This is a genomic window from Amycolatopsis sp. lyj-112 (assembly GCF_046549055.1).
In the GTDB taxonomy this organism is placed as follows: domain Bacteria; phylum Actinomycetota; class Actinomycetes; order Mycobacteriales; family Pseudonocardiaceae; genus Amycolatopsis.
Map to the genome: position 1 here is coordinate 299,576 of NZ_JAJPWS010000009.1, position 26,334 is coordinate 325,909.

The 26,334-nt window shown below is 70.1% G+C and carries 20 protein-coding genes and 2 tRNA genes; 6 read left to right on the plus strand and 16 right to left on the minus strand.

All coding sequences use genetic code 11. From position 1 onward, the window contains the following. Window positions 1-7: 7 nt before the first annotated feature. The 6 genes from ACLJRL_RS28235 to ACLJRL_RS28260 all read right to left on the minus strand — a co-directional run bounded on the left by ACLJRL_RS28235 (window position 8) and on the right by ACLJRL_RS28260 (window position 5,504). Window positions 8-445 carry a response regulator gene (locus ACLJRL_RS28235; RefSeq protein WP_410659321.1) on the minus strand — a complete coding sequence of 146 codons (438 nt, stop codon included), beginning with the start codon at window positions 443-445 and terminating at the stop codon, window positions 8-10. Continuing rightward, window positions 442-1,992: a sensor histidine kinase gene (locus ACLJRL_RS28240; RefSeq protein ID WP_410659322.1), complete on the minus strand. Its 1,551-nt coding sequence runs from the start codon at window positions 1,990-1,992 to the stop codon at window positions 442-444. The genes ACLJRL_RS28235 and ACLJRL_RS28240 overlap by 4 nt, the downstream gene beginning before the upstream one ends. Beyond that, the gene (locus tag ACLJRL_RS28245; protein WP_410659323.1) at window positions 1,989-3,212 is read right to left on the minus strand and encodes a PP2C family protein-serine/threonine phosphatase; all 1,224 of its coding nucleotides are present in this window, start codon (window positions 3,210-3,212) and stop codon (window positions 1,989-1,991) included. The genes ACLJRL_RS28240 and ACLJRL_RS28245 overlap by 4 nt, the downstream gene beginning before the upstream one ends. A 165-nt stretch (window positions 3,213-3,377) precedes the next feature. Then, window positions 3,378-3,503: a hypothetical protein gene (locus ACLJRL_RS28250; protein ID WP_410659324.1), complete on the minus strand. Its 126-nt coding sequence runs from the start codon at window positions 3,501-3,503 to the stop codon at window positions 3,378-3,380. Next, the gene (locus ACLJRL_RS28255) at window positions 3,503-4,522 is read right to left on the minus strand and encodes a TerC/Alx family metal homeostasis membrane protein (RefSeq protein WP_410659325.1); all 1,020 of its coding nucleotides are present in this window, start codon (window positions 4,520-4,522) and stop codon (window positions 3,503-3,505) included. Before ACLJRL_RS28255 ends, ACLJRL_RS28250 begins: the two co-directional genes overlap by 1 nt. 178 nt (window positions 4,523-4,700) lie before the next feature. Then, window positions 4,701-5,504, minus strand: a complete 804-nt coding sequence (locus ACLJRL_RS28260) for an LLM class flavin-dependent oxidoreductase (RefSeq protein ID WP_410659326.1) — start codon at window positions 5,502-5,504, stop codon at window positions 4,701-4,703. 353 nt (window positions 5,505-5,857) lie between these two features. Here ACLJRL_RS28260 and ACLJRL_RS28265 point away from each other — a divergent pair, with 353 nt between their 5' ends. Next, window positions 5,858-6,295, plus strand: a complete 438-nt coding sequence (locus ACLJRL_RS28265) for an SRPBCC family protein (protein WP_410659327.1) — start codon at window positions 5,858-5,860, stop codon at window positions 6,293-6,295. On the opposite strand, the gene ACLJRL_RS28270 is transcribed toward ACLJRL_RS28265, so the two are convergent. The 3 genes from ACLJRL_RS28270 to ACLJRL_RS28280 are packed head-to-tail and all read right to left on the minus strand — an operon-like array spanning window position 6,271 to window position 9,403. Continuing rightward, a complete protein-coding gene (locus ACLJRL_RS28270) occupies window positions 6,271-7,533 on the minus strand; it encodes a glycosyltransferase (protein ID WP_410659328.1) in 1,263 nt (420 codons plus the stop codon). The two genes, ACLJRL_RS28265 and ACLJRL_RS28270, sit on opposite strands and share 25 nt — an antisense overlap. Continuing rightward, complete coding sequence (locus ACLJRL_RS28275; RefSeq protein ID WP_410659329.1) at window positions 7,530-8,363, minus strand: SDR family NAD(P)-dependent oxidoreductase; 834 nt, start codon at window positions 8,361-8,363, stop codon at window positions 7,530-7,532. The genes ACLJRL_RS28270 and ACLJRL_RS28275 overlap by 4 nt, the downstream gene beginning before the upstream one ends. Next, entirely contained in the window at window positions 8,360-9,403 is a 1,044-nt protein-coding gene (locus tag ACLJRL_RS28280) for an alpha/beta hydrolase (protein WP_410659330.1), read from the minus strand. The genes ACLJRL_RS28275 and ACLJRL_RS28280 overlap by 4 nt, the downstream gene beginning before the upstream one ends. A gap of 446 nt (window positions 9,404-9,849) precedes the next feature. Here ACLJRL_RS28280 and ACLJRL_RS28285 point away from each other — a divergent pair, with 446 nt between their 5' ends. From ACLJRL_RS28285 to ACLJRL_RS28300, 4 genes are read left to right on the plus strand one after another with little or no spacing between them, the layout of a single operon-like run. Continuing rightward, complete coding sequence (locus ACLJRL_RS28285) at window positions 9,850-10,587, plus strand: hypothetical protein (protein WP_410659331.1); 738 nt, start codon at window positions 9,850-9,852, stop codon at window positions 10,585-10,587. 40 nt (window positions 10,588-10,627) lie between these two features. Next, window positions 10,628-12,373: a fatty acyl-AMP ligase gene (locus tag ACLJRL_RS28290; RefSeq protein ID WP_410659332.1), complete on the plus strand. Its 1,746-nt coding sequence runs from the start codon at window positions 10,628-10,630 to the stop codon at window positions 12,371-12,373. Further along, window positions 12,370-16,572 (plus strand): beta-ketoacyl synthase N-terminal-like domain-containing protein, encoded by a 4,203-nt coding sequence (locus ACLJRL_RS28295; RefSeq protein WP_410659333.1) that lies wholly within the window; start codon window positions 12,370-12,372, stop codon window positions 16,570-16,572. Before ACLJRL_RS28290 ends, ACLJRL_RS28295 begins: the two co-directional genes overlap by 4 nt. Continuing rightward, a complete protein-coding gene (locus tag ACLJRL_RS28300; RefSeq protein WP_410659334.1) occupies window positions 16,569-18,077 on the plus strand; it encodes an MFS transporter in 1,509 nt (502 codons plus the stop codon). Before ACLJRL_RS28295 ends, ACLJRL_RS28300 begins: the two co-directional genes overlap by 4 nt. Here ACLJRL_RS28300 and ACLJRL_RS28305 read toward each other — a convergent pair. Then, window positions 18,052-18,471, minus strand: a complete 420-nt coding sequence (locus ACLJRL_RS28305) for a VOC family protein (protein WP_410659335.1) — start codon at window positions 18,469-18,471, stop codon at window positions 18,052-18,054. The genes ACLJRL_RS28300 and ACLJRL_RS28305 overlap by 26 nt on opposite strands. A 124-nt stretch (window positions 18,472-18,595) precedes the next feature. Between ACLJRL_RS28305 and ACLJRL_RS28310 the strand changes: the two genes are divergently transcribed. Continuing rightward, a complete protein-coding gene (locus tag ACLJRL_RS28310) occupies window positions 18,596-19,231 on the plus strand; it encodes a TetR/AcrR family transcriptional regulator (protein WP_410659359.1) in 636 nt (211 codons plus the stop codon). Here ACLJRL_RS28310 and ACLJRL_RS28315 read toward each other — a convergent pair. The 6 genes from ACLJRL_RS28315 to ACLJRL_RS28340 all read right to left on the minus strand — a co-directional run bounded on the left by ACLJRL_RS28315 (window position 19,191) and on the right by ACLJRL_RS28340 (window position 25,880). Then, window positions 19,191-19,262: transfer RNA gene (locus tag ACLJRL_RS28315), tRNA-Val, on the minus strand. The two genes, ACLJRL_RS28310 and ACLJRL_RS28315, sit on opposite strands and share 41 nt — an antisense overlap. 35 nt (window positions 19,263-19,297) lie before the next feature. Beyond that, a tRNA-Val gene (locus ACLJRL_RS28320) sits at window positions 19,298-19,372 on the minus strand. Window positions 19,373-19,452: 80 nt separating this feature from the next. Continuing rightward, window positions 19,453-21,297 carry a serine/threonine-protein kinase gene (locus tag ACLJRL_RS28325; protein WP_410659336.1) on the minus strand — a complete coding sequence of 615 codons (1,845 nt, stop codon included), beginning with the start codon at window positions 21,295-21,297 and terminating at the stop codon, window positions 19,453-19,455. Window positions 21,298-21,306: 9 nt separating this feature from the next. Further along, window positions 21,307-23,190: a serine/threonine-protein kinase gene (locus tag ACLJRL_RS28330; RefSeq protein WP_410659337.1), complete on the minus strand. Its 1,884-nt coding sequence runs from the start codon at window positions 23,188-23,190 to the stop codon at window positions 21,307-21,309. 278 nt (window positions 23,191-23,468) lie between these two features. Next, the gene (locus ACLJRL_RS28335; RefSeq protein ID WP_410659338.1) at window positions 23,469-24,590 is read right to left on the minus strand and encodes a DUF6801 domain-containing protein; all 1,122 of its coding nucleotides are present in this window, start codon (window positions 24,588-24,590) and stop codon (window positions 23,469-23,471) included. Window positions 24,591-24,653: 63 nt separating this feature from the next. Beyond that, window positions 24,654-25,880: a DUF6801 domain-containing protein gene (locus ACLJRL_RS28340; protein ID WP_410659339.1), complete on the minus strand. Its 1,227-nt coding sequence runs from the start codon at window positions 25,878-25,880 to the stop codon at window positions 24,654-24,656. Between the last annotated feature and the right edge of the window lie 454 nt (window positions 25,881-26,334).

Sequence of the window (26,334 nt, forward strand, 5' to 3'; positions counted from 1 at the left end):
AAACGGGTCAGTGCGGGAGTTTGACCACGGTGAAGAAGAAGTTGTCGATCTGGCGGACGACGTCGGTGAACCGGTCGAAGTCGACCGGTTTGGTGACGTAGGCGTTGGCGTGCAGGTCGTAACTGCGGAGGATGTCCTCTTCGGCTTCGGAAGTGGTCAGCACGACGACCGGGATGCTGCGGAGCTCGGGGGACTGCTTGATCTCGTTGAGGACCTCACGGCCGTCTTTGCGGGGCAGGTTCAGGTCGAGCAGGATCAGCCCCGGCCGCGGCGCGTCCTCGTACGGCGGCCGGCGGTGCAGGAACTGCAGCGCCTTCTCGCCGTCGGAGACGACCGACAGGCTGTTGCGGATCTTGTGGTGCTCGAACGCCTCCCGGGTCATGAGGACGTCGCCGGGGTCGTCTTCGACCAGCAGGATGTGGATCGATTCCAGGGACTCGGTCATGCTTCTTCGCTTCCTTCGTGAGTGCTCGTGGCCGGCGCCGGTAGCGCGGGCAGGGTGAAGTGGAACCGGGTGCCCGGCACGTCGGTGGTGTCGAGCCAGATCCGCCCGCCGTGGTGCTCGACGATCTTGCGGCACATCGCCAGCCCGATCCCGGTGCCCGGATAGTCGGCGCGGCCGTGCAGCCGCTGGAAGATCACGAAGATCCGCTCGGCGTACTCGGCGTTGATGCCGATTCCGTTGTCCGCCACGGTGAAGCGCCACTCCGGGCCGTCGCGCTCGGCGGAGACGTCGATCTCCGGCGGGTGCTCGCCGCGGAACTTGAGCGCGTTGCCGACCAGGTTCTGCAAAACCGCCGTCAGCAAGGACTTCTCCCCCTGCACCGCGGGCAGTTCACCACGGGTGATCCGGGCTCCGGACTCGGTGATCGTCTCGTCCAGGTTGGCCAGCGCGGTATCCAGCAGAGCCTCGATCCGCAGGACTTCGGAGTCTCCGGCGCGGCGCCCGACGCGGGAAAAGGCGAGCAGATCGTTGATCAGCGCCTGCATCCGCTTCGCGCCGTCCACGGCGAAACCGATGTACTGATCACCGCGTTCGTCCAGCTGTCCTTGGTAGCGCTTCTGCAAAAGCTGGCAGAAGCTCGCCACTTTCCGCAGAGGCTCCTGGAGGTCGTGCGAAGCGACGTAAGCGAACTGCTCCAGATCGGAGTTCGAACGCTCCAGTTCCCGCGTCCGGACGATGATCACTTCCTGCGCGCGCTCCAGTCCCGCCACTTCGTCGAGGATCCGTGTGCGCAGTGATTCCACATCGGACGCCAGTTCGCGCATCTCCCGCGGGCCCGATCCACGGACCTCGCGGTGGACGTCGGTCTGCGCGACGTCACGCACCTCGCCCGCCAGCTGCCGGATCGGCCTGATGAGCTTTCGTTGCAGCAGAAAGAAAACCAGGTACAGCGTCACGCAGAGCAGGATCGCGATGAGGATCAGCATCGTCCGCAGCACGTCGGCAGAGGACGCCAGGTCGTCCCTCGCCAGCTGGCGATCGCCTTCCAGCCGGCTCTGCAGCACGGTCAGGGCGCCCCGGACCTGATCGAAGAGCGGTTTCCCCTCGCCGTTCTGCGCGCCGGTGGAGGGAGTTCCGGCGAGGGTCGGCTCCACGATCGCCTCGCGCCAGATCGTGGCGGCGCGCAGCACCTCGTCCAGGTCGTCACCGGTCGGGGTGCCGGGAGTCGCGCCGAGCCGCCGCAACTGGGCGGCGGCGGCATCCTGCGCCCTCAGGCCGTCCCGATACGGATCGAGGAACTCGTTCCGTCCGCCCAGGATGAAGCCGCGGACACCGGTCTCCTGGTTCAGCAGCGCCGTGGACAGCGAACCGGCCTGCAGCACCTGCGGCCCGGTCACGTCCAGCAGGCGGGAGCGGGAGTCGGTCAGGTTCCCCAGCGCCAGCGCCCCGGCGACGATCGCGGCGCCGATCAGCGCCGACGAGATCACCCCGGACAGCGCCGCCCAGCGGCTGATCGACCACACCCCGGACGAGGAATCGGGCTTCATCGAGCCGGCTCCCCGGGAGCGAACGTGAGCAGGGCGAGGGCGACGTCGTCGTCCAGCGGGCCGCCGTGGAGGACGTCCATCTCGCTGATCAGGTGGTCGAGCGCCGCGGCCGCACCGCCTTCGGTGTTCAGGCTGTCCAGCGCGGCCGCGGCCATCCGGTCGAGCCCGACCCGTTCCCCGCTGCCTTCGACGCGCCCTTCGAACAGGCCGTCGGTGTACAGCAACAGCGACCACCGCGGTCCCAGCGGCACCGTCAGCTCTTCCCACCCGGTGCCCGGTGCGACCCCCAGCGGCGGGCCGAGCGTCTCCCTGGACAGCAGGCGGCCGCCGACGTCGTCGACCAGCAGCGGTTGCGGGTGACCGGCCAGCGTCATGCGCAGGGACCGGCGGTCCGGGGCGACCGTGATCATGCAGACGGTGGCGAACAGCGGCCCCAAAGCCTCGTGCTGCAACATCTTTTCGACCAGTGCCAGCGTCTCGGCCATGGGCAGTCCGGCCAGCACGACCGACCGCCACGCGATCCGCAGCGCGACGCCCAGCGCCGCCTCGTCCGGGCCGTGCCCGCACACGTCACCGATGACCAGTTGCAGCGTGCCGTCGGGCAGTTCGACGGCGTCGTAGAAGTCCCCGCCCAGCAGGGCCCCGTTCCGGCCGGGCCGGTACCGCACCACGAGACCGAGCCGTGGATCGGTGACCAGCGGGGTCGGCAGCAGCCCGCGTTCGAGGCGAGCGTTCTCCCTGGCCAGCAACTGGTGCTGCAGCAGTTGCTGTTCGACGCGCTCGGCGCGGCTGCGCTCCCACGAGTACCGCAACGTCCGCGCGAGCAGTTGCCCGTCGACCAGGTGCTTGACGAGATAGTCCTGGGCGCCGGCACCCACCGCGGACACGCCCAGGGCTTCGTCCTCGCGGCCGGTCAGCACGATCACCGCCGCCGACGGCGCGTGCTGCCGCAACCTGGTCAGTCCGGTCAGTCCCGTCGCGTCCGGCAATTGGAGGTCCAGCAGCACGCAATCGGCGGTGACCGGCCGGGCCAGAACCTGTTCGAGCGTGGTGACCCGCTCGAGCACGACACGCTCCAGGCTGGCCGCGGCGTCCGCGAGCATCTCTTCGACCAGCAACGCGTCGCCGTCGTCGTCCTCCACCAGCAGGACATGCAGACGGTCGAGCTTCGAGGGTCTCAGAGGTGCGTCCAGCCCACCGTGACGCACGGCATTCGACACGACAGCCACCTTCCTCACCCGACGTTTCCTGCCGGATGAGGGCGCACGGACGCCCGACAGGAGATGGCTGTCTTCTCAACCATCGGCGAGCGTACCGGCCGTGCCGAACATGCCCGCCGTTCGGACCCGGCCGACACGCCAGCGTCACCTGTCCTTTTCGGACTGTCACACGTACGGGCCCCGAGGTGGCCGGGGCGGCCGCATCGCGGCGGACACCAGCACCACCGCGGCCAGGAAGAACACGGTGACGACGACGTCGATCAGGACCTGGGCGAAGAATTCACCGATCATCACTCACTCCTGTTTGATCCGGCCGGTGTGGTCCGCCGCGCGTGCAGGCTGGTCAGCGTGACGGTGACCAGGACGGCGATGATCACGACCAGCGAGAGCGGGGTGGGGACCTGCGGCACGCCCGGCCAGATCCCGTGGGCCCAGTGCAGAACCAGTTTCACGCCGATGAAGGCGAGGATGATCGCGAGACCATGGTTCAAATGGACGAGCTTGGCCAGCGCCGAATGCAGGACGAAATAGAGGGCGCGCAGGCCGAGCAGGGCGAAGGCGTTGGTGGCGAACACGAGATACGGGTCTTCGGTGATGCCGTAGACCGCGGGCACCGAATCGACGGCGAACACGACGTCGGTGGCGAAGACCGCGACGACCGCCACCGCCAACGGCGTGAGCGCCCGCCGCCCGCGCTCGCGGACGGTCAGGCGGGTGCCGTGATAGTCCTCGGTGACCGGCATCAGCTTGCGCAGCAAGCGAACCGACCGCATCGTCGAGATGTCCCGCTCGGCGTCCGCCCCCGCGAGCGCCTCACGCAGGATCTTGACCGCCGAGGCGAACAGGATCACCCCGAAGACGACGAACGCCCAGGTTCCCGCGGAAAGCATCGCGGCACCCGCCGCGATGAAGATGCCGCGGAGCACGAGGGCACCGGCGATTCCGTACAGGAGCACACGTTGCTGCACGGCGGCCGGGACCGCGAAGGCGGCCAGCAGCAGCATGAACACGAACAGGTTGTCCACCGACAGGGACTTTTCGACCACGAAGCCCGTCATGAATTCGATCGCCTGATCGCCACTGAAATCGAGCCACAGCCAGAGCCCGAAGAACACCGGGAGCGCGAGGTAGAACGCCGACCAGCCGGCGGCCTCCCGCATCGACACCTCGTGCGGGCGGCGGGTGACGGCGAAATCGGCGACCAGCAATCCCAGCAGCACCACGATGCTGACCGACCACAATCCGACGGAACCCAGGGGTTCGGCAGTGCTCGCCACGACAACGGATTCGGGCACAGCGGATTCGGGCACAGGGGCCTCCTCGAACGTCAAGTTCGAGGTCTCCTTCACCCACTAGGGGCGGTCCCCCGAGGACACCAGCGGAGTGTCCGTACTGACCGGGCAGACCCTTGAGAAGTACTCCCCTCGTCAGCCCAGTATCCGCCCCGGCCCGGCCAAAAGTAAAGCAATAGTAAAGACGGCCGTTCGCTCAGGCCGGGCCGTCCCTCAGCACGCCGCGGACCGCGTCCACGGACAGGTCGTCCCACGGGAACTCGGCCAGCCACCAGGTCGCACCCGCCTTCGCGTACGGCGCGAGATCAGTGCCCGCCGGCAGCCCGATCGCGAAGTCGTAGGGCGTCTCATCGTCGCCGCGCAACCCGGTGATCGTCTCGACGGCCTCCGCCAGCGCGTCCGCGCCCGACAGGTTCACCGGGAAGAAGCCGTCGTAACGCGCGGCCCGGCGCATCGGCTTCGTCTTGCCGGGAAAACCCGCCAGCCACAGGGGAATCGGCCGCACCGGTCGCGGCAGGAAGGTGATGTCTTCGACCGTGTAGTGCTTGCCGTGATGCCGCACCGGCTCACCGGACCAGGCCGACGTGAGGATCGAGAGGGACTCGTCCAGCATCTCGGCGCGGACGCGGTCGTCGACCTCATCGCCGGTCTTCGAGAACTCGTGGCCGAACCGGTCGCTGCCCAGCCCGGCGCCGAGGATCAGCCTGCCGCCGCTCAGCCTGTCCAGTGTGGCCGTCTCGCGGGCGAGCTTGACCGGACGGCGGCGGGCGAGCGGCGTGACCATCGGGCCGAAGACCAGGTTCTCGGTGGCGGACGCGACGGCGGCGAGGGTGATCCACGGGTCGGCGATCTCGGCCACCGGCTCGCGCCAGCGGACATGGTCCCAGACGAACAGCCCGTGCCAGCCCGCTTCTTCGGCCTCGGCAGCGAGGCGCGCGATGACCAGCGGGTCGGCGAGTTCGTCGAAGAGCGGCAGCCAGAGTGCGGAACGCAGGTTCATGAGGCGACCCTACGAGCGAAGCCGACCCGCGGGGAGGATCAGTCGGCGTCAGCAGTGGCGCACTAGTGCGCCACTGCCGGGCCTTGGTCGCAAGAGAGGCGGCAACGCGGGCGGGCTGGTGCGCGGGCGGCGGTTTCGTGTGACCGCAGGGACGGCACGCGTGTCCAGACGGACGGCGAGCGTGTTCAGACGGACGACACGGGGTGGAATCCGGTCGCGGGCGTGTCGTCCGTCCAGTCACACGTGTCGTCCATCCGGTCACAGGTGTCGTCCGTCCAGTCACGTTCGGGAGCGCGTGGTGCGGTAGGTTACTCAACTAAGTGGTTGAACACGTTGCGACAGAAATGCGAACGATGACGGACCTGACGATCACGCGTCTGCTCGACGCACCCCGCGAACTCGCCTTCCGGGTCTGGACCGACCCGGATCATCTCGCCCGCTGGTGGGGGCCGGAGGGATTCTCCGCCAAGTCCTGCACAGTCAACCTCACCGAGGGCGGCCGGTGGCGTATCTGCATCGGCGACGGCGAGACGGACTTGTGGGCCTCCGGCGTCTACCACGAGATCGTTCCGCCGGAACGGCTCGTCTTCAGTTTCGCCTGGGAGGAACCGGACGGCTCGCCGGGCCACGACACCTTGGTCACGATCGTCCTCTCCGATCGCGACGGCAAGACCGAAATGTCGTTCCACCAGGCGATCTTCGAGACCGTGGCGGACCGCGACGGCCATATCGAAGGCTGGCAGTCGTGCTTCACCCGCCTCACCGCTCACCTCACGGAGGCCGGCTCCTGACCGAGCACGTCCCGCAGCACTTCGCGGGCCCGCGCCACACCGTCCTCCTCACGCAGGCGCGCGGCGACGTACTGGGCACCACGGCGGAACAGGAGGTTGCCCGACAGCTCCAGGAGCCGCGTGGTCAGGCTTTCCGCGGTGAGGTCCCGCAACGGCAGTGGCCGGGGTCCGGCGCCCAGCCGGGAAACCCTGTCGCCCCAGTAGGGCTGATCGGAAAAGACCGGGCAGACCAGTGCCGGGACGCCCGCGCGCAACGCCGCCGCGGTCGTGCCCGCGCCGCCGTGGTGCACGACCGCCGCGGTGCGAGGGAACAGCCACGCGTGCGGAACGTCCTGGACCGCCAGCAGATCGTCGCCGTCGTCGACGTCCTCGTCGGTGCCGAGAAGGCCGCGCAACCCGACTTCGCGCAGTGCCGTGCGCACGGCGGCGAACGTCCGTTCGGCCTCTGACGGCCGCATGCTGCCGAATCCGACGTACACCGGAGGGGGTCCGGCGGCGAGGAAGTCCCGCAGACGCGGGTCCGGGCGCCATCCGGCGGCGGGTTCGAGGAACCAGTAACCGGTGACGTGGACCCGGGCGGGCCAGTCTCGCGGCCGCGGCACCACGGCGTCGGAAAACCCGCACAGCACCGGGGTTTCGCGACGCCGTGGCCCGCACCACCCGGCCGGGGGCAGGCCGAGTGAGCCGATCCGCCAGCGGTCCACCTCGGGCCGCAGCACCTGCCAGGCGAGGGTGTCGACGGCGTCGAAGCTCAACCGGCGCCCGCACGGCCCGAGCCGTCCCGCCCAGGGCAGCAAGGGATGCGCGAACGCGCGCGTCGGCACGCTGGGCTGGTAGTGGAGTTCGACATCGGGAATACCGAGCGAGGCGCCCAGGTGCGCGCCGAGGAAGCCGAGCGTCGGCGCGAGCACGAGGTCCGCCCCGGCCGCGCCGTCCTGCGCGTCGGCCAGCAGCCGCTCCAGTACCGGCGCCAGCGCACCTCGCAGCCCTCGCAGGAACGTCGCGGGATTGCGCCCGCCCTCCGTCCACTCGCGGCCGGCGGCCGAGCCCAGCACCTCGGCGGGATCGGCCGAGAGCGGCGCGAACTCCAGGCCGTACCCGGTCACCAGCGACCGGAACCGCTCCGCCGCGAGAATCCGCACCCGGTCTCCGTCGACGGCGAGACCACGGCCGAGCGCGACACAGGGCTGGACGTCGCCCCGCGAACCGGGCGCGACGACCACGATGAGCCGGCTCACTGCTTCGCCGCCGTCAACCGGTAGCGGAGCCGGAACGGCAGATTCGCCAGCACCGCGGCGAATCGCGCGTCCCATCCGACGAGATAGCGCGGAGCGGGGCGGCGGGTGGTCAGCGCCCGGACGACGACCAGCGCGGCCTGTTCCGGCGGCACCCCGGACCGCGCCGAGCGATCCGCGCTCCGTTCGGCCTCTTCCAGTTGTGCCGCATACCTTTCCCGGGCGGCGTCCGGCAAGGACGCGCGCACCTCCTCGGCCGCCGCGCGGGCGCGGGGCCAGATCGCCGTGGCCACCGCGCCGGGTTCCACGAGGACGACGCCGATGCCGGACGGGGCCAGCTCGGCGCGCAGGGTGTCGGTCAAGCCGACCAAGGCGAACTTCGACGTGTGGTACGGCCCGACCATGGGCCCGGCGATGCGACCGCCGATGGAACCGACGGTCACCACCCGTGCCCTCGTCGCGGCGCGCAGCGCGGGCAACATCGCCTGCGTGACCGCGAGCTGGCCGGTGACGTTCACCTCCAGCTGCTGCCGGAACACTTCGAGCGGCACATGTTCCAAGGGGCCCGGACGCGCCATCCCGGCGTTGTTCACCAGGCCCTGCAACGGTCCCGCCGCCGCGACCTTCTCCCCGCACTCCGCGATGGAGGCCTCGTCCCGCAGATCCATCCGCAGCACGCTCACCGCGTCGCCGTGGACACGGGCGAGTTCCGTTTCATCCGCGTCGGTGCGCACACTCGCCCACACGTGCGCGCCCCGGCGGACCAGTTCCGTCACGCAAGCCCGGCCGATGCCGCTCGAAGCCCCGGTGACCACATAGGACAGCCGGGTCATGACGCCTCCCCTGTCTTGGCAGGAGCGTCCAGCACTCGCAGCATCCGAGGCCAGGTCTTGTGCAACTGGTCCTGCCAGTACGCCCAGTGGTGCGTACCCGGACCGTAGAAGTCCGACGTCACCGGGACGCCGAGGCGGTTCAGCCGGTCCGCCATCGCGATGGTCTGGCCGCTGCAGAGGAATTCGAGCAGCATCGCGCCGGGCAGGACGTCGATCGGGAGCTTGCCGTCGAACGGCCCGGGCAGGCCGTTGCCCGTCGACAGGTACAACTCCGTGCCCCGCAGGCGGTCGGCGTTCACCACCGGATCGTGCGCGTCCCAGCGGGACGCCTCGCGCCGCCGGTCACCCCAGAGCGCTTCGGGGTCGAGCCGGGCCGAGCCGACGATCGCCCCGGTCAGCAGTTCGCCGTACGGGCCGGTGGGATTGAGATTCCCGCTGAACGACCCGGCGAAGCGGAACACGCCGGGCCGCCGCGCGGCGAGTTCCACCGCGCCGTACCCGCCGAGCGACAGCCCGGCCGCGGCTCGCCGCCCGTCCCCGCGATAGCCGCGGTCGATCAGTTGCGGTACCTCGACGGCGGTGAACGTCTCCCACTGGTTCGCCACGATGTCCTTGCCGTAGTTCCACCAGTCCGAGAAGAACCCGGCCGAACCGGAACCCGGCATCACCACCAGGACGCCGGATTCGTCGGCGAGACGCCGGACGTCGGTGTTGGCGGTCCAGCCGCGGTAATCCTGCAGGCGAGTCTCTCCGGCCAGCAGGTACACCGCCGGCCACTTCCGGTCCGGCTCGGCTTGCCAGCCCGCCGGGAGGATCACCCGGACCATCGCGTAGCTCCCGACTCCGACCGAGCGCACCGTGAGGTCCAGCATCCGCGGATCACCGTCCACAGTGGTCTGGGCGACGACGTGCGAGCCGTCGTCGGCCCGGGCGTCCGGAACAGCAGCGGCCTGCGCCGGCGTCGCGGCGACACTCGCCAGCGCGCACGCCAGGGCCGTCACCAGCGCGACGGCCCGCGGCCGCCTCGAAGTCATGCGCATACGTAATCCTTTGCACGGTCGCTCGATCGAAACAGGAAATGTGACGGCGATTACCCCGAAATGAAATCCGTGGATGCCGGACACGTTAAGCGGAAGAGACCCTTCCTAGCAATTGTCCTGTCCAGCATCCGGGAGGACAATGTGAATGCCAGGGAAACACGAAATACGCTCGCATCCCCCACCCGGGTGACCCGTCGCTCACGGACAGTGAGCCACTGTGGCACGGTGGTACCAGACTTGGTCACGCACCAGCGAAAAGACCCGAAGTCCCAGGTCACACCCAGTACACGAAGGGCATTTACGTTCTCTTGATACCTTCCGGTATTCGATTTCCCGCCGTAGCCTTCGTCGTGCCGACCGGGCTCGGCGTGCACTGACGCGACCCCGGCGCCTGTGTCCCAACGCGGGGACAGCACCCATCAGGATCCTTGAAGAAAGGGCTATTCATGACTGCCCGAATTCGCCCGAATTCTCGTTTACCGCCACCGAAGTGGCGGGCCCGCGCCACCGCGTTCCTCGCCACCGCGGCCGCGGCGACCACCATTTCAGGAGCGGCCACCATTTCAGGAGCGACTGCGGAAACGGTTCTCGCGGCCCCTCCCGCGACTTCGCCGTCCGCTTCACCGGCACCGTCGCCCGCCGTTCCACCGTCCGCGCTGCTGCCGCCGGAGGCACTGCCCGCCGCCGCACGCGACGGCTTCGACCTGCGGGCCGCGATGTCCGCTTCGGACCGGAAGGACGACGGAACCGGCGAGTGCGGCGACGTCGTCCACGGCAGGCTGGTCACAGCGGAGGCGTCCGGCCAGGGCTTCCAGTCCACGGTCCCCGGCGGGCAGGTCTCCGAACTGGTCGCGCGCACGACGAATCCACCCGATCTGACGGCCTGGGCCGCCCGGGCCGCCCGGTGCGCCGAAGTGACCGTCGACGATCCGGCGGGCACAGCGATGTCGACCATCACCGTCCGGCCAGGACCTTCCGTGCCCGGTACGAAAACCCTTTCCTACGAACAACTCCTGACGTTGCCCGGCCAGCCCCCCGAGCTGCCCGGACTTCGCCTGCGCACCGTCGCCATCGCCGCCGACGACGTGCTGGTCGTGCTCCGCGACGCCGGAAGCACCGGCGTCGACCTGGACACCCTGGCCGTCACCGCCTGGCGGCACGCCGCGAACCGGCTCGGCCGCTGAACGCACCCCGCTCGACCCCGCTCAACCCCGAGGAGAAGCCATGTCTCTGGCCCCCGAAACCTTGCCCGCGGCAGCCGGCACCACCCTCCCCGCCTGCCTCCGGCATTGGGCGGAAGTCGCGGGAGACCGGCCCGCGCTGACCTTCGCCGACTTCTCCACCGATCGCGACGGGCGACGCCGGACCCTGACCTGGCAACAACTCCAGGAGCGCGTCGACTTCGTCGCGGGCACACTTCCCGTGCGGCCCGGTGACCGCGTCGCCGTGCTGTGCCCGCAGAGCACGGAGTACGTCGTCGGCTTCCTCGCCGCGATCACCGCGGGCGCGATCACCGTGCCGCTGTTCGACCCCGGGCTGCCCGGGCACGCGGGACGGCTCGCCGCGGTGCTCACCGACTGCGCCCCCACCGCCGTCGTCACCACCGCCGCGGCCGAGGAGTCGGTCCGGGAATTCCTCGCCGGTCTGCCCGGTGGCGAGAACGTCGCCGTCGTCGCGGTGGACGAGCCGGGCGAAGGGCCCGCGCGCTCGTGGCCCGCACCGGACGCGGCGCCGGACGACGTGGCGTATCTGCAGTACACCTCCGGTTCGACCCGTACCCCGGCCGGTGTGGTGCTGACCCACGCGAACGTGCTGGCCAACGTCACCCAGGCCGCGCGAGGGCTCGGCATCGACCCGGCCGCCGCGACCACGGTCTCGTGGCTTCCGCTGTTCCACGACATGGGTCTCGTCCTCGGCCTGATCCTGCCGGTGGCGCTGGGCATGCGGTCGGTGCTGATGGACCCGCTGGCCTTCATCGAACGTCCGGTGCGCTGGCTGGAACTGCTGAGCGACCACAACGGAAGCTGGAGCGCCGCGCCGAACTTCGCCTTCCACTACAGCGCGAGCCGCGTCCGCGAAGCCGACCGCGCCCGGCTGCGGCTCGACCGCGTCGCCGCGATCGTCAACGGCGCCGAACCGATCAACCCCGACGTCCTCGACCGGTTCCACAGCACTTTCGCCGAAGTGGGCTACCGGCCGGAGAAGACCCGGCCCGCCTACGGCCTGGCCGAGGCGACCGTCTTCGTCACCACCGGGCCCGGCGCGCCTCCGCGCGTCACCACGTTCGACCGGGCCGCCCTCGGAACGGGCACCGCACGGCAGGCGGACGACGGCCTCCGGCTGGTCGCCTGCGGTGTCCCGGTGGGTCAGCACGTGGCACTGGTCGATCCCGGAACCGGTGTCGCGCTCGAAGACGGCTCGGTCGGCGAGATCTGGGTCCACGGGCCCAACGTCGGCACCGGCTATTGGCAGAAACCCTTGGAGAGCACCGAAACCTTCGGCGCCCGGCTGACCGGCGACCACGACGGGCTGCCCGAGGGGCCGTGGCTGCGCACCGGCGACCTCGGCGTCCGGTACGACGGCGAGGTCTACATCGCCGGCCGGATCAAGGACCTCCTCATCGTCGACGGCCGCAACCACTACCCGCAGGACGTCGAGGCCACGGCCGCGTCCGCCGACCGCGACATCCGCCCGGGCAGCGTGGCCTCGTTCGCCGTCGAAGGCACCGACACCGAGGCCGCGGTCATCGTCGCCGAACACCGCGGTCACACCGGTCTGTCCACATCGGACGAACGAGCGCTCGCCGCCACGATCCGGCGGCTCGTGTCCGACGCGCACGGCCTCTCGCTGCGCGCCGTGATCCTCGTCCCGGCGGGCCTGGTCCCGCGTACCTCCAGCGGCAAGATCGCGCGAAGCGCCTGCCGCGACCGCTACCTCGCCGGCGACTACGGAAAGGCCTTGGCGCGATGAGAAACCCGACGTTCGACACCCCCGCATTGCGTCGCTGGCTGCTCGACACCGTCGCCGAGCACACCGGCGTCGACGCCGCCCTGCTCGAACCCGACAGCCCGCTCGGTGACTACGGCCTGTCCTCCCGTCAGGCCGTCGGAATCGCCGCGGACCTCGAAGACCTGCTGGGCACGCCGTTGCCCGCCACCCTGCTGTGGGAAAGCCCGACGATCGACCACCTCGCCCGCTCCCTCACCGGCGGCGCCGAACCCGAATTCGTGCCCGCGGCCACGGATCGCCGTCAGGCCGACCCCATCGCGGTCGTCGGTCTCGGCTGCCGCTGGCCCGGCGCGAACGGACTCGAAGAGTTCTGGGATCTGCTGAGCACCGGACGGGACGCCGTCCGGGTGGCGCCGCCGGGGCGCTGGAGCGCCGACGCCGCCCCCGTCGTGGGCGGTTTCCTCGACGACGTGGCCGGATTCGACGCCGACCACTTCGGCATCACTCCGCGTGAGGCGTCCACTATGGACCCCCAGCAGCGAATGCTCCTGGAGGTCGCCTGGGCGGCATTGGAGCACGCCGGGATCGCCCCGGCTTCGTTGCGCGGCAGCCGGACCGGCGTATTCACCGGGATCTCCACCCACGACTACGGGCACCTCACCATGTCCGGCGGCGACGTGGATCTGTGGACGGCCACCGGCGCGGCGGGCAGCATCTCGGCCAACCGGCTTTCGTACATCTACGACTTGCGCGGGCCGAGTATGGCGGTGGACACCGCCTGCTCGTCGTCACTGGTCGCGGTACACCACGCGGTACGCGCGCTTCGTGACGGCGAGGCGGATCTGGCGCTGGCCGGCGGGGTGAACCTCATGCTGCTGCCCGGTCCCACGGCCGCGTTCGCCGCGGCCGGGCTGCTCGCCGGCGACGGCCGCTGCAAGACCTTCGCGGCGAGCGCCGACGGGATCGCCCGCGCCGAGGGCTGCGGCGTCGTCGTGCTCAAGCGGTTGGCGGACGCCGAATACGACGGCGACCGCGTGCTCGCGGTGATCCGGTCCACCGCGGTCAACTCCGACGGCCGCTCGCAGGGCATGGCCGCCCCGAATCCCGCCGCCCAGCAGGAAATGCTGCGGACCGCCTATCACGGGGCGAGGCTCAATCCATCCACTGTGGACTACGTCGAAGCGCACGGTACCGGCACTCTGCTCGGCGATCCGATCGAGGCTCGCGCGCTCGGCGCCGTCCTCGGCGCGGACCGCACGGCCGACGCCCCGCTGCTGATCGGCTCGGTGAAGACGAATATCGCGCACGCGGAGGCGGCCGCCGGGATCGCCGGGCTGATCAAGGTCGTGCTGGCCATGACCCACGACGAGTTGCCGCCGCAACTGCACTTCGCGGCGCCCAACCCGCATATCCCGTTCGACGATCTGCGGCTGCGGGTGGTGACCGAACCGACGCCGTGGCCCCGCCTTTCCGGCCGGGCCACCGCCGGGGTGTCCGCTTTCGGGTTCGGTGGGACCAACGCCCACGTCGTCCTCGAACAGGTGCCGACGCCGGAACCCGCACCGGAACGCACGGACGTCCGCATCGCGCTGCTGTCCGCCCGCACCCGCGACCGCCTGGAGGAGCGGGCCACGCAACTGGCGGACTGGCTGGCCTCCCCCGCCACGCCGGAGAATTCGCTCGCTGACGTCACGCACACGTTGTTCCGGCGCGACAACGGCGCACCGCACCGGGCCGCGCTCGTCGCCGGGGACACCGCCGAACTGGCGGCGCTGCTGCGGGCCGTCGGTTCCGGGGCCGACCCGCTGCCCGCGGGCGCGGTCACCGGCACCACCCGGACCACCGACGGCCCGGTGTTCGTGTTCTCCGGCCACGGCTCGCAGTGGGCCGGGATGGGCCGCGATCTGCTGGCCGCCGAGCCCGCCTTCACCGCTCAGGTCGAGAAGCTCGGCGACCTGTTCACCGAGCACACCGGACGGTCGCTGCGAACACTGCTGACCACGTCGGATCCTTTGTCCCTGCCCGAAACCCAGGTGGCGATCTTCGGGACGCAGGTCGCGCTGGCCGCCCAGTGGGAGGCACTCGGCGTCCGCCCCGCGGCCGTCATCGGGCACTCCCTGGGTTCCGCGGCCGCCGCCGTGGTGAGTGGAGCGCTCACCACCGACGAGGCCGTCCACCTGGTCGCCACCCGCGCCCGGCTGCTCGGCAAGGTGAAACCGGGCGGGGCGATGGCCGCGGTGGAACTGGAACCCGAGGATCTGGCGCGGTACCCGGGTGTCGAACTCGCCGTCGAGTCGGCGCCGCGTCAGCTGACCGTGGCGGGCGACGCCGACGTGCTGGACTGGCTCGTCGCGGAGTTGGAGGCCGCCGGGCGGACCGCGCGCCGGCTCCCGGTCGAGGTCGCCGGGCATTCCGTGCGCGTCGAGCCCGTGTTGCGCCGGCTCCGCACCGCCCTCGCCGAACTGGCCGGCCGGCGCCCGACGATTCCCTGGTACGACACAGTTCTGGCCGATCCGCGGGAGCTGCCAGACTTCGACGCCGGGTACTGGGCCGACCACCTGCGCCGGCCGGTGCGGTTCCGGCAGGCCGTGGCGGCCGCCGCCGAAGACGGGCACCGGGTGTTCGTCGAGGTGTCGCCGCACCCGATCCTGCGGGGGTCCGTCGCGCGGACACTCGAAGCCGAAGGAGTGGTCGACGCCGTCGTCACCGGAACCCTGCGCCGAGGCCAGGACGAGGTCCGGGCACTGGGCGCCGCCGCGGCCGAACTGTACTGCGCGGGCACCCGGATCACCCCCGCCGATCCGGACGACGGCGCCCGCCTGGTCGACGTCCCGCCGATGCCGTGGCGGCACGAGCGGCATTGGTACACCTCCGCCGAAGGGGCGCCGGCGTTCGCGGCCCGCGTGACCGAGCCCGAACCCGTTCGGAACACCGGCGGCGACCGGCTCACCGAGATCGTCGCCGCCGTCATGGGATTGCGGCCCGACCGCATCGACGCCGACGTCCCCTTGGTCGAACTCGGGCTGGATTCCTTGATGGCCAACCGGATCCGGGAGGCCGTCCGCCGTGAGTTCGGTGCCGAGCCCGACACCGCCGCCGTGCTGCGCGGCGCCACGCTCGCCGATCTGAACCGCGATCTCGCACCGCGCGAGGACGAGGAGCCCCGTCCGGCACGTGGTCGCGCCTGGGACGCGGCAGATCGCCTGGTGCTGCGCCTGTGGCAGGAGCACACCGGCGCCGACGCGGGCGGCACCCAGGTTCGGCTGACCGAGACCGGCAGGCCGGACCGGCTGGCGGAACTGCTCGCGGAGGGGCTCACGGCGGAACTCGACACCCCGGTGGAGGCGGCCGAACTGCTGCGGCACGACTCCCTGGCGGCCATCGCCGACGTCGCCCGTGCCGTGCTCGACACCCGGGAAGAGCGGGGACCGGTGCACATCCTCTCACCCGGCGACGCCGAAACCGCACCGCTGCTGCTGTTCCACCCCGGCGGCAGCACGTGCACCGTGTACCGGCCGTTGCTGGACCGGCTGCCCGCGGCGGTGCCGTGCGTCGGCTTCGAGCGCGTGCCGGGTGTCAGCATCGAAGAACGCGTCGAGCACCTCTTGCCATTGGTGCGAGCGCAGCACCGCGGCGGTGCGTACCGGCTGGCGGGCTGGTCGTTCGGCGGGGCGCTGGCCTACGGCGTCGCGGCGCGGCTCGCGGAAGAAGGCGACGAGGTCGAGTTCGTCGCGCTGATCGACACCATGCTCCCGCTGCCGGAGCCGGACCTCGACCCGCGGGCGTCGTCCGCGCGCAGGTTCCTGCGGTTCACCGGTTACGTCGAAGGCACTTACGGCCGCGCCGTCCATCTCGGTCACGAGGAACTCGCGCCACTGCCCGAAGAGGAGCAGATCGAGCTGACCATGCGGCGGGTCGCCGAGGCCGGCTTGCTCAGCCCCGGCGTGCTCCGGCACCAAAGTCAGTCCTTTTTGGACACTCTGGCGGCGGAACGCGGTACGCCACGCCGCTACGGCGGCCGTGTCGTGCTCTACCGGGCGACCGAGCAGTACGCCGCCGGGCTGGCGATGGAACCGCGCTACTCCCGCACGGACCTCGCGGCGGGCTGGGCGGAACTGTGCCCACGACTGGAGATCGTGCCGGTCGACGCGCACCATCTGTCCGTTGTGGACCCACCGCATGTCGACGTCGTCGCGAGGCATCTGGCGGGTCTGCTGTGACGGTGGCCCGGGCCGAGCCGGCGATCCGCGCCTGGCCGCTGCTGGCCGTGCTCGGCGCCGGGCTGTTCCTGGTCGCGGTGGACGCGACCGTGTTGCACGTCGCGTTGCCCGACCTCGTCCGGCAGCTGCGGCCGGGCGCCGCGGCCCAGGTGTGGATCGTGGCGATCTACCCGCTGACCGCGGCACCGCTGCTGCTGCCGTTCGGGACACTCGGCGACCGCTACGGAAGGCGTCGGATCCTGGTCGCCGGGTACGTGGTGTTCGGGATCGCGTCACTCGCCTGTGCGCTCGCCCCGAATGTGCCTGCCCTGCTCGCCGCCCGCGCGGTGCTCGGCTGCGGCGGCGCGATGATCATGCCGGTCACGATGTCGCTGCTGCGGGAACTCTTCCCGGAGCAGCGGCACCGCCGGACGGCGATCGCGGTGTGCAGCGGTATCGCGGGCTCCGGCTCGGTGTTCGGTCCGGTGCTGGGCGGCGTGCTCGTCGAGACGTGGGGCTGGCGCGCGACCTTCCTGCTGAATCCGCCGGTGATCCTGGCCGCCGTGGTACTCGCGTTGCGGTGGCTCCCCCGGACTCCGCCCGGACGGCGATCGTGGGACGCGCTCAGCGCGGGGCTCGCGGCGGGCGGTGTCCTCGGGATCGCGTTCGCCGTCGGACAGCCGAGATCCGAGGGCGCGCTGTGGATACTGGGGCTGGCGGCGGGGGTGGCCGGGTGTGTCCTCATCGGACTGTTCCTCCGCCGCCAGCGCCGGACCGATCCGCCGCTGCTGGATCTGACGCTGTTCCGGCTCCCGGGCGTGCCGGGCGCCGTCGGCGGGGTACTGCTGGTGATGAGCACACTCGTCGGGCTCGGCTTGCTGTTCGCCCAGTATCTGCAGGTGGTGCTGGGACTCTCCCCGACGGCGGCGGCGTCACGGCTGCTGCTGGTGCTCGGCGCTTCGGCCGTCGGGAGTGTGGTGGCCCCGGCCCTGCTGGGGCGGTTCGGCAACGCCCGGGTCCGCACGGCCGGGTTCGTGGTGGGCGCGGTGTCGTTGACGGTCCCGGCGGCGGGATCGGCCGCGCTGACGTCGCCGGGACTGCTGGGCATCGGACTGGCGGGGCTGGGGCTGGGTATGGCGCTCGCGCTGACGTCGAGCACCGACACCCTGCTTTCGGCGACCCCGGCCGAGCAGGCGGGCGGCGCGGCCGCGGTGGAGAAGACCGGCTACGAACTGGGTGCGGGCTTCGGCACGACGTTGTTCGGTTCCCTGGCGGCCGCGGTGTACGCGGGCCACCTGGTGGTGCCGTCCGGCGTCCCCGATTCGGTGCGTCAACTCGCCTCGGCGGGCCCGGCGCAGGCCGAAACCGTCGCCACGGGATTGACGCCCTCGGTGGCGGACGAACTACTCGCCGCCGCGCGGGCCGCTTGCACCGCCGGGCTTCAGGTGTCCGCTGCTGTCGCTTGTGGACTGTTCGTACTGGCCGCGGCCGTCTCCGGGCTCAGCTCGGGCGCGCCTCGTCGGTGAACTGCGCGGCGTACTCGCCGGTCGGCGGAATCTGCTGGATCACGTCGATCAGCACACCGTTGGGGTCGGCGACGATGAAGTGGCGCTGTCCGAACTCCTCGCTGCGCAAGGAAAGCGTCTCGGGCAGCCCGGCCTCCACGACGAGCCGTTCGTGCTCGGCGTCGGCGTCCTCCACCTCGAAGTTGAGCAGGAGGCCCTGCACGGGCTTACCGAACCCGGCGGGGATGGTGCCGTGGCCCGGCGCGAGGATCGCGAGCTCCCAGTCGCCACGTTTGAGGCTGACGTACCAGTCCGCCTCGAACGTGAGCTCGAAGCCGAAGTGGCCGACGTAGAAGTCGCGCGTCTCGGCGATCCGCTCGGTCATCACGACGGGATAGAAGCTGGTCAGCTGCATGGTGCCACCTTGTCTCACGAATAATACCGACCGTCGGTTTGTTTCTTCGAAGTTAGCCAACCGACGGTCGGTATGTCAAGATTCCGGCATGGCCCGCACGAAACAGCAGCAGCGCGAAGAGACGATGGAAGCGCTGAACGCCACCGCCCGACGCCTGTTCGCCGAACACGGGTACGGCAACGTCGGGCTCGAAACCATCGCCCAGACCGCGGGCGTCAGCAAAGGCGCGCTCTACCACCACTTCAGCAGCAAGGCGGAACTCTTCCGGCACGTCCTCGCCCGGGTGCAGCACGACGTGGGCGAGCAGGTCGCGCGAGCCGCGGACGCCGCCGCGGACCCCTGGGAGGGACTGCTCGCCGGCTGCCGCGCGTTCCTCGGTGCCGCGACCGACCCGGAAATCCAGCAGATCATGCTGCTGGACGGCCCGGCCGTGCTCGGCTGGCAGGACTGGCGCGAACTGGACGACGAGTCCAGCGCCCGCCACCTCGCCGAAGCCCTGTCCTCGTTGATGACCGACGGCGTTCTGGCGCGGCGACCCGTCGAACCGTTGGTGCGCCTGCTTTCCGGGGCGATGAACGAGGCCGCCGTATGGCTCGCCCACTCCCCCGACGCCAAGGCCGACCTCGCGGCGACCATGGACACCCTGACCCCGATGCTCGAGTCGTTGCGTGCAACGCAAAAGGCCCCATCCTCGAAAGGATGGGGCCTCAGGACTGCGGTGGGCGATACTGGGATCGAACCAGTGACCTCTTCGGTGTGAACGAAGCGCTCTCCCCCTGAGCTAATCGCCCGCGGTACGAACTTCGGTTCACCGGGGAAGTGAACCTGGTGCGCGATACTGGGATTGAACCAGTGACCTCTTCCGTGTCAGGGAAGCGCTCTCCCGCTGAGCTAAACGCGCGCTGTGAACTCGTTCGTACTGAGAATACTCTAGCGGACCCGTTTCCGAGCCCGCTCAGGGGATCCCCCAACTGCCGCGGCTCAAGGTTTCGGCAGCTTCGAGACGATCGAGACGGCGATCTCCTTCGTCCGATCGCAGGGGCTTCCGCTCCCTTCCTTGGCGAGCAGCCGGACAGAGACGTGTTCGACCTCCCGGTCCGAAAGCGCGCGATGTCGCCAGGTCACGGTGCAGTTCGAGTCCCCGAACTCACGGATGTCGCCGGTGACACCGCCGCCCAGATCGACCGGCGACCCCTCGGGCGAGTACGCGCCTCGGCCGAGTACGACGGTCAGCGAGTCCCCGTTTTGCTGCCACTCGCAGATGCGCAGGGTCCGCGGACTGGACTGCGCGTTCTTCATGTTCTTGCCGACGACCGCCGGGTCCGGGACGGCGCACGGGTCCAGCGGAAGCAGACTGGCCGGGTCGCCGGCCCGATCGACCTCGTGTGTACGCAGCCGAGTGAGGGCACCGGTGAGCGCGCCGTCGGCGATGGCACACGGGTCGCCTTCCCGGTTCGAGTTGCGGATGAGTACCCCCAGCTGCCGGTTCGACGGCAGCTGCACCACCGAGTCGCAACCTCCGCTGATGGTGCTGCGCAGCAGGGGAAGCCCCTCGGCGACGCGATCCGTCCGCTCGATTCCGCTGGTCGTCAGTCCCTCGCCGAGCTGAAGGTCGAAAGCGACACCTTGGGTACCGGTGTACTTGCACCGGGCCGGGTAAGTCGGATCCGTTTCCGGGGTCAGCGTGCCGAGCTCCTGGACGAACCGGCCGGCGAGGACCTTGCACGGGTCGACGAGGCGCAGCCGCTCCAGGCTGAGGGCTTCGGACACCGCCAGGGAGGTCGTCCCCGGATCCTCCGGCTTGGCGTAGTCGGCGATGGAGAGCCCGAGCGCGACGATCCCGGCCACGAGCAGCAAGACGACCCCGGAGACCACACCGGCGATGATCTTCTTCGTGCGCGGCACCATCTTCTTCGGCGGCGGACGCCAGATCGGGAGCGGGAGTGCCAGCACCGAGCGCACCTCGGCGTCCTGCTGCTGGATCCGCGCGTGCACGGCGGGCGGCCAGGGCGCCACACCCGGCGGGACCGGGCCGAGGAAGTCCAGGATCTGTTCCGGGGTCGGGCGCCGCGCCGGGTCCTTGGCCAGGCAGGGCTCGGCGAGCTGCCGGATTTCCGCCGGGACGTCGCCGAGGTCCGCGACGCTGTGCACGACGTTATACAGTGTCTGCGGCGCTGTCGGCCCGGTGAACGGGCCGCGGCCGGTGGCGGCCATGACCAGGATCGCGCCGAGGGAGAAGACGTCGCTCGCCGTGGTGATCTGGCCGCTTCCGGCCTGCTCCGGGGACATGAACGCGGGCGAGCCGATGATCGCGCCCGTACCGGTGAGTTCCTGCACTTCCTCGGCCGCGCGGGCGATGCCGAAGTCGATCACCCGGGGGCCGTCGCCGGTGAGGATGATGTTGCTGGGCTTGAGATCCCGGTGGATCAGTCCCGCACGGTGGATCTCGGTCAGTGCCGCGGCCAGTCCCGAAGCCAGCAGCCGTACCGATTCGACGGGCAGCGGCCCGGCCGCGTCCACCGCCTCCTTCAGGGACGGCCCGGTGACGAAGACCGAGGCCAGCCAAGGGGTTTCCGCTTCCGCGTCGGCGTCCATCACCGCCGCGGTGTAGGCCCCGGAGACCATCCGCGACGCGGTGACCTCGCGGCGGAACCGTTCCCGGAAGCGCTGATCATGCGCGAACTGCGCGTGCAACTGCTTGACCGCGACGAGCCTGCCGTCCGGAGCCAGACCGAGCACGACCCGGCCCATGCCGCCTTCGCCGATTTCGGCGATGATCCGGTAGGCGCCGATCTGCCGGGGTTCGCCGGGATTCAACGGTTTCACTGATCAGCCCTAGGGTTTCGGGAGTTTCTGCAGCAGGACCTCGGCGAAGCCCTTCGCCTTCTCGCAGGCTTCGGCGGAGGTCAGCTTCGTACCACTGGTACCGAACGTCAGTTCCACGTTCTCGCCGTCACGGTCACTGACGGACCGATGCTGCCAGGTCAGCGAACAGCTGGAGCGGGCGACGCCGTCGTCGTTCTCGGCCAGGTACACCTTGGTACCGCCGAGATCCAGGGTCGCGGTTCTGCTGTAGTAGGCGTCCTTCGACTGAACCGGCGGATACGCCCGGACGAGGCTCATCCGGAGGCTGCCGGCCGCGTCGTAATAACACTGGTGCAGGTGCTCGCGGTTCGTCGCGACCACCGGCCCGATCAGCCGATCCGCCGTCGCGGGGCCGACCAGCGCACAGGGATCCAGCGGGGCCAGCGTGCCCGCCGGAAGCTCCCGCTCGTGGCCGCCGGCCCGGATCCGCTTGACCGCGTCGGTGAGCGCGGACTTCACCACGGAACACGCTTCGTCCTTTGTGGACAGCGAATTCACCCTGGTGCTGAGCTTGGTGTTCGGCAGACCGGGGAGGGCGACCGCCGCCCCGCAGGAGTCATCGGACCCCTTGACGTACAACGGAAGCCCCTCCAGCTCGCCCGCCGGTTCCCCGTCGACCAGGCCGCCACCGGCGCCGAGCTCCAGCCATTTGCCCGCGGGCGTGGAATACGTGCACGTGTCGAAGTGGATGTCGATTTCCTTGCCCAGCTTGCCGAACCCGGGTACCTCCCGGCCTTCGAGCACCTTGCAGAAGTCGACGCGGCGCAGGTTGTCCGGACCGAGCGGGTCCGGGTTGACCGGGGTGGTGGCCGGCACGTCCGGCGGCGCCGGCTCGGACGGCGCGGCGACGGCCGGTGGCGGGTCCTCCCCGTTCAGGGAGACCGCCGCGACCGTGCCTCCGGCGACCACCACGACGGCGACGGCGGCCAGCGCGGCGTACAGCCCGCGCCGGGAGCGCCTCGGCGGGGGCGGGTCGAGCAACAGCCGGACCTCGGCCTGCTGCGCCTGGATGAGGTGCGGCACCAGCGGCGGCCAAGGGCTCGTCGTCGGCGCGATCGGGCCGAGCTGCTCCAGCACCCAGGCGGGGGAAGGCCGGGCCGTCGGATCCTTGGCCAGGCAGGGCTCGACGAGCTGCCGCAGTCCGGGATCGAGATACCGCAGGTCGGGCTGGACGTGCACGACGTTGTACAAGGTATGCGGAGTGGACGTTCCGGTGAACGGATTCGACCCGGTCGCGGCCATCACCAGCAGGGCGCCGAGGGAGAACATGTCGCTCGCCGGCGTCAGCGGCTTGCCCTCGGCCTGCTCCGGCGACATGAATCCGGGTGAGCCGATGATCGAGCCGGTGTGCGTGAGTTCGGAGTCGCCCTCGACAGCGCGGGCGATGCCGAAGTCGATCACCCGGGGGCCGTCGCCGGTGAGGATGACGTTGCTCGGTTTGAGGTCGCGGTGCACCAGCCCCGCGCGGTGGATGTCCCCCAGCGCCAGCGCGAGCCCCGCGGCCAGATGCCGGATCGCGGGCGGCGGCAGCGGCCCGCCGGCGGCCACGGCTTCCGACAGCGACGGTCCCGGCACGAACACCGAGGCCAGCCAGGGGACGGGCGCGTCCGGATCGGCGTCCATGACGGGAGCGGTGTACGCGCCGGAGACCATGCGCGACGCGGTGACCTCGCGGCGGAACCGCTCGCGGAAGCCGGGATCGTGCGCGAATCCCGGGTGCACCTGTTTGATCGCGACCAGGCGTCCGTCCGATGAGGTCCCGAGCAGTACCCGGCCCATCCCGCCCTCGCCGAGCGCGGCGAACACCCGGTAGCGCCCCACGTCGGTGGGTTCGCCGGTGTTCAACGGCTTCACAACGCCCCCTTGTCCTGGGGGCGATGGTACAAAACCACTCGGAAGTGTCACGCGCCGCGTCGGTCTGCAGCTCAGCGACCTGCCTCCGCAACCGCTGCACCTCATCGGCGACCGCAGGATCATCCGCCGGCGCGGCCGCTTCCTCCTTGGCCTTGTCACCCACGACCGCAGGGTCGGGTGTACGGCGTCTGATCACGCGAGACCCGTGTCTGATCACGCGTGACGTCTGTCTGGACACGCGTGACGTCCGGCCAGTCACGCGTGTCGTCCATTCAGGATCACGCGACGCGTGGCGTCAGCATGAGATCGAACGTGTTGCCGTCGCCCTGGACGAACGTGCTCAGGTATGGCGTGAAAGCGCCGCAGCCGGTGAGCGGTGCCAGCGTGTAGGTGCCGGTCAGCGCGCCGCCACCGGCCATCGTGAAACCGTCTCCGGTGCGCAATTCGGCCGTCGACGGGCTCGACGTCTTGCAGCCCGGCCCGCTGCTGACCGGCATCCCGACGAGGGTGACGAGCGGCAGGACGGTGGTGAAGCGGGGCCGCGCGATGAACCCCGTCCCGGCGAGGTCGCCACCCTGCGGCCCGTCGGCGACGAACTCGAGATCGGCCGCTCCCGGAACGAAGCCGAACAGCCGGAAGTCGGTGTGCGCCTTGTCGAACACCGGACCGCCGGTGAAGACGGTCGCCGCGGTCGGGCTCAGGTCGAAGCCACCGGTCAGGGGCGCGGCGGCGCCCAGCGCCTTGACGGTCGTCTTCCCGGCGACCGTGTAGCGGTGGCCGGTCGGCGTGCCGCCGAGGTCGAAGGAAAGCAGTGTCGCGTCCTGGCCCGGGTCGAGCGTGCAGTCCGAGGTGAACGAGCCCAGCCCGGTGAAGGAGCCGTCGGCCTTCTTCGGGGTCAGCCGGGTGGTGAAGTCGCCGATCGTCAGCGTCGTCTTGCCCGGTTTCGCCAGTGTCACCGCGGGCACCTGACCGGTCGCCACCGTGGTGAACGTGCCGGTCTGCGGGATGTCGGTCTTGGCCACGTTCAGCGGGATCTTCACCGGGAACGGTTTCGCGTCACCGTTGACCAGCGTCACGCCGGCCGCGGCGGTGCCTTCGATCGTGGTGGCGCCGACGAGGTTCAGTCCGCGCGCGGACTTGTCCGGCACGGTGACGGCGATCGTCAGCCCGGACGTCGTGAGCGTGCCGCCGGGAGCGGTGGGGACGTCGAAGTCGGCCTTGATGTGCACGTCGAGTTTCTGCAGCCCGATCAGCGGGAACGGGCAGGTGAACGACAACTTCTTGTCCACGGGTGTGCCCGCCGCCGCGCGGTGGACCACGACGAACAGCAGGCAGGCGGCGGTGAGCAGGACGATGAGGACCGTCGCGAGCAGCGTCCGGACGGTGAAGCGAAGGGGCATGGTCGCCTTCCCTGAGACGGCACCGGTCCCCGCCGCGACAGCGACGGGGACCGGCTTGCCTGGCTACTTCTTGGTGAGGTCGAGATCGAGCGTGTTGCCGTCACTCTTGGCGAACATGCTGATGAAATCGTTCAACTGACCGCAGTTCTGCAACGCGGACAGCGAGTAGGTGCCGGCCAGCTTCCCGCCCTTGAGCAGGTCGAAGCCTGGTCCGGTGGCCATCTCGCTGGTCGACGGGGTGACCGTGCCGCACTTCGGGTCACTGCTGATGGGGATCCCGAAGACCTGCACACTCGTCAGGAACACGTTGAACTTGATGTTCGCCTTGAACCCGGTGCCGATGAGCTCACCGGTCTGCTTGCCCACCTGCTCGACCTTGATGTCCGAGCGACCCTCGACGAACCCGAACAGCTTGAACGCGGTGAACGAGGGGTCGAGCTTCAGGTCGCCGGTGAACTTCTTCGACGCGAGGTCCACGTCCGCGTCGAAGCCACCGTTGATCGCGGCCGTGCTGCCGAGCGCCTTCAGGGCGGTCTGGCCCTTGATGCCGAAGGCGTACTTCAGCCCGCCACCGGGGGTCGTGGTGACCGGAGGCGTGGTGGTGCTCGAAGGCGGCGGGGTGGTCGTGGTGCTGGACGGCGGCGGGGTGGTCGTGGTCGTGCCGCCACCACCCTCACCGATCTTGATCGTGGCCAGGGTGTTCGCCTGACCCGGATCCTGCGTGCACGGCGCGTCGATCGTGCCGTCCGGGGTGATCCCGGTGACCGAACCGTCGGCCTTGCGCGGGGTGACCTTCAGCTGCAGGTCGCCCACGGTGATCTTCGCCTCGCCGGGCTGGTTGAAGGTCAACGACGGCGTCTTGCCCGCCGCGTTGACCGTCATCTCACCCGAGGTGGGGATGTTCTGCTTGGCGATGTCGTTGGGCACCTTGACCGGGAGGTTCAGTCCCGGTGCCGCGACGTTCGCCGCCGCGATGGCCTGGCCGTCGAGGGTGGTGGCCCCGATCAGGTTCAGCCCGCTGACCGTGTCCGCGTTGATCGTGGAGATCGCCTTGATGTCGAACGTGCCGGTCGGCTGACCGGTCTTGACCGACAGCGGGAGATCGGTGTTGATCACCACCTTCAGCGACTGGGAACCCACCAGCGGGAGGTTGCAGTGGTAGTTGAGCGACAGGGAAATCGGCTCGGCGACACTGGACTGTGCCCCGACCACGAGTACCGCGGTGGCAAGCCCCACGGCGCCGGCAGCGGCGGCGGCGACCGCCTTCTTTGTTCCTCTACGGTGACTCACAATCGTCCTTCCGTGGTATCAACGATGATACGAAACGGCCAACAATTCCCCAGAGCAGTTAATATCGGCCCGAGAGAATTCTCCGGGTAGCGACGATGTCTGACGGATCGCAACCGAACAGTAAACTAACGACGCGACAGGACCGCTATCAAGGGCTTACCCGGAAAAGTTGAGACACGCTCGGTAAATTGTCACCCAGGCACGGTGCGACCACCCTGTTCCTAGTAGACGCACGTGGGTTTCCCCAGTACAGAGCCACCTGGGACGGTCGCGGGAACCGCTGACGCGAGTGACAACATCAATCGCCGAAATTATCTCGCGCGTGCCAATCACGCTTTTCTCGTCCCCTACGGTGCACCGATCGGCTTGCTTGACGGAATCTTTCGTGAGTAACCTCGCGGTTCAGCAAGCCGGTCAGCGGCGACCACTGCGGGTTTCCGCTACCCGGCCGCGG

Coding starts and splice junctions, on each gene's coding strand:
- ACLJRL_RS28295 (WP_410659333.1), top strand. CDS start 12,370: ATGAGAAACCCGACGTTCGACACCCCCGCATTGCGTCGCTGGCTGCTC.
- ACLJRL_RS28305 (WP_410659335.1), bottom strand. CDS start 18,471: ATGCAGCTGACCAGCTTCTATCCCGTCGTGATGACCGAGCGGATCGCC.
- ACLJRL_RS28275 (WP_410659329.1), bottom strand. CDS start 8,363: ATGACCCGGCTGTCCTATGTGGTCACCGGGGCTTCGAGCGGCATCGGC.
- ACLJRL_RS28285 (WP_410659331.1), top strand. CDS start 9,850: ATGACTGCCCGAATTCGCCCGAATTCTCGTTTACCGCCACCGAAGTGG.
- ACLJRL_RS28280 (WP_410659330.1), bottom strand. CDS start 9,403: ATGCGCATGACTTCGAGGCGGCCGCGGGCCGTCGCGCTGGTGACGGCC.
- ACLJRL_RS28250 (WP_410659324.1), bottom strand. CDS start 3,503: ATGATCGGTGAATTCTTCGCCCAGGTCCTGATCGACGTCGTCGTCACC.
- ACLJRL_RS28240 (WP_410659322.1), bottom strand. CDS start 1,992: ATGAAGCCCGATTCCTCGTCCGGGGTGTGGTCGATCAGCCGCTGGGCG.
- ACLJRL_RS28265 (WP_410659327.1), top strand. CDS start 5,858: ATGACGGACCTGACGATCACGCGTCTGCTCGACGCACCCCGCGAACTC.
- ACLJRL_RS28335 (WP_410659338.1), bottom strand. CDS start 24,590: ATGCCCCTTCGCTTCACCGTCCGGACGCTGCTCGCGACGGTCCTCATC.
- ACLJRL_RS28290 (WP_410659332.1), top strand. CDS start 10,628: ATGTCTCTGGCCCCCGAAACCTTGCCCGCGGCAGCCGGCACCACCCTC.
- ACLJRL_RS28260 (WP_410659326.1), bottom strand. CDS start 5,504: ATGAACCTGCGTTCCGCACTCTGGCTGCCGCTCTTCGACGAACTCGCC.
- ACLJRL_RS28235 (WP_410659321.1), bottom strand. CDS start 445: ATGACCGAGTCCCTGGAATCGATCCACATCCTGCTGGTCGAAGACGAC.
- ACLJRL_RS28310 (WP_410659359.1), top strand. CDS start 18,596: ATGGAAGCGCTGAACGCCACCGCCCGACGCCTGTTCGCCGAACACGGG.